The organism is Bradyrhizobium sp. 153 (genome assembly GCF_023073835.1).
GTDB lineage: Bacteria > Pseudomonadota > Alphaproteobacteria > Rhizobiales > Xanthobacteraceae > Bradyrhizobium.
Genome location: NZ_JADPKH010000004.1, coordinates 1 through 2,750 on the forward strand (window position 1 = coordinate 1; position 2,750 = coordinate 2,750).

The window sequence follows — 2,750 nt, forward strand, 5'->3', positions numbered from 1 at the left end:
ATGCGGATTCCGCTCGATGTCGCCCAGCATTCCGAGATGATCTCGCCCACCTTTCCGATTTGAAGTCGCCCACCCATTCCGAGATGATGTCGCCCACCGTTCCGGGATGATGTCGCCCGGGTGACGAGGCCTCTTCTGGCTCCCTTAGGGTCCCCCTTTCGGCTTTGCGAAGGGGGACCCTGGATGCCGACGGAGAGGCTTGCGATGCGCCGTGTGCGCGATGTGATCAGGATGAAGGCGGCTGGGCTGCCGAGCCGCGAGATTGCTCGGCGGATGGGCGCGGCGCCCTCGACAGTGCGGCTGACCATCCGGCGGTTCGAGGCCGCAGGCCTGAGCTGGCCGTTGCCCGACGAACTCACGGACGCGGCCCTGGAGGCCCGCCTGTTTGCCAAGACCGGCAACGGTAACCGGCAGGGTCATCGCCGCATCGCCGAGCCCGACTGGGCGGCGGTGCACCGCGAGCTCAAGCGCAAGCACGTGACGCTGTCGATCCTTTGGGAGGAATACGTCGGCGCCGAGCCCGGCGGATACCGGTACTCGCGCTTCTGCGAGCTTTACCGCACCTGGGAGGGACGCCTGTCGGTGACGATGCGCCAGGCGCACGCGGCCGGCGACAAGCTGTTCGTCGACTACGCGGGCGACGGCGTGCCGGTGGTGGTCGACCGCCTCACCGGCGAGCGGAGGACGGCGCAGATCTTCGTCGCCGTGCTCGGCGCCTCGAGCTTCACCTACGCGCAGGCGACGTGGACGCAGGGGCTCGCCGACTGGATCAGCGCCCATGTTGGCGCCTTCGCGGCGATCGGCGGCGTCCCGGCGCTGCTGGTGCCCGACAACACCAAGGTCGCAGTCATCAAGGCGAGCCTCTACGACCCGCAGATCAATCGCACCTATGCGGAGATGGCCGCGCATTACGGCACGGCCGTCTTGCCGGCGCGACCGCGCAAGCCGCGCGATAAGGCCAAGGTCGAGCAGGCCGTCCTCATTATCGAGCGCTGGCTGCTCGGCCGCCTGCGCCACCGCGTCTTCTACAGCCTCGCTGAGGTCAACGCAGCGATCGGCGAGTTGCTCACCAGGCTCAACGAGGAGCGGCCGATCCGACGGCCCGGCGTGACGCGCCGCCGGCTGCTCGAGGAGATCGATCGGCCGGCGCTCAAGCCGTTGCCGGCAAGCCCCTACGTCCTCGCGGAGTGGCGGATCCGCCGCGTCAGCCTCGACTACCACGTCGAGGTGGAGAAGCATTATTACAGCGTTCCGCATCGCTTCGCGCGTGCCGAGGTCGAGGTGCGGTTCACCTCCCGCACCGTCGAGATCTTCCACAAGGGCGAGCGGATTGCCGCGCATCAGCGCATGAGTGGCAATCACAAGCACACCACCGTGCCGGAGCACATGGCCTCCAGCCATCGCCGCTACGCCGGCTGGACCATCGTGCGCATCCGTCAGGACGCCGCCGCGATCGGCCCGGCGACCAGCGCATTGTGCGACCTCATTCTCGACGAGCGCTCGCACCCCGAACAAGGCTTCCGCGCCTGCCTCGGCATCCTCAGGCTCGCCGCCTCCTATGGGCGCGAACGGCTGGACGCGGCGGCTGCGCGGGCGATCGACATCGGCGCGCGCACCTATGGCTCGGTCAAGTCGATCCTCGCCAACAATCTCGATCGGCGTCCTGCTCACCAGCGCTCCGCGGACGATGCGCCGATCCTGCATGCCAACATCCGCGGACCGCGCTACTACAATTAGGAGATCATCCCTTGCTCACACATCCGACCCTCGACCGCCTCAACGCCCTCGGTCTTCACGGCATGGCCAAGGCCTTCGCCGACATCGAAGCTGCCGGTGAGGCTGGCAGCCTCGGTCACGCCGAATGGCTTGCTCTGCTACTCGAACGTGAAGCCTCGCTGCGGCACGACAAACGGCTCGCCACTCGCCTGCGCTACGCCAAGCTGCGCCAGCAGGCGTGCGTCGAGGACATTGACTACCGCACCCCGCGCGGCCTCGACCGCCCACTGTTTGCCAAGCTTGTCGAAGGACGCTGGATCGACGACCATGCCAACCTGCTGATCTGCGGCCCGGCCGGCGTCGGCAAAAGCTGGCTCGCCTCGGCGCTCGGCCACAAGGCCTGCCGTGACAATCGCTCCGTGCTCTATCAACGTGTTCCGCGGCTGTTCGATGATCTGGCGCTTGCCCGCGGCGACGGCCGCCATCCACGCCTATTGCGCGGCCTCGGCCGTGTCGATCTGCTGATCCTCGATGATTGGGGGCTCGAACCGCTCGATGCCGGTGCCCGTCATGACCTCCTGGAAATCCTCGAAGATCGCTACGGTCACCGTTCCACCATCGTCACCAGCCAGCTCCCCATGGACCAGTGGCATGTGCTCATTGGAGATCCCACCTACGCCGACGCCGGTGCTCGATCGCCTCGTCCATAATGCCCATCGGCTCGATCTCACCGGCGAGAGCCTGCGCCGAACTCGGCAATCCGCCCGAAAACCTGAGCCCGTAACGCTGTGGACATGCCGCTTCGCTTGGACAACGCCAGGCGTTGCCCACATGCCCACAGCAACCGCAACAAAAGCAGAAGAAGTTCAAGCCGCGATTCCAGGTTGACCACGCGGCTCGCCAAATGCCAGAGAAGCTACCGCCAGAACGCCTTGTCACCGGGCGAGATCAAATCGGAAAGGTGGGCGACATCGTCTCGGAATCCCCGAGCGACTTCATATCGGTACACCCGGGCGACTTCGTCGGAATCCGCA

The 2,750-nt window shown here is 66.4% G+C and carries 1 protein-coding gene and 1 pseudogene; both read left to right on the top strand.

All coding sequences use genetic code 11. From position 1 onward, the window contains the following. The first annotated feature begins 204 nt into the window (after nt 1-204). Nucleotides 205-1,737 (top strand): IS21 family transposase, encoded by a 1,533-nt coding sequence (istA, locus tag IVA91_RS00475; RefSeq protein ID WP_247458259.1) that lies wholly within the window; start codon nt 205-207, stop codon nt 1,735-1,737. Nucleotides 1,738-1,748: 11 nt separating this feature from the next. After that, nucleotides 1,749-2,466 (top strand): annotated as a pseudogene (istB, locus tag IVA91_RS00480) (IS21-like element helper ATPase IstB); the annotation flags it as partial. Nucleotides 2,467-2,750 lie beyond the last annotated feature (284 nt).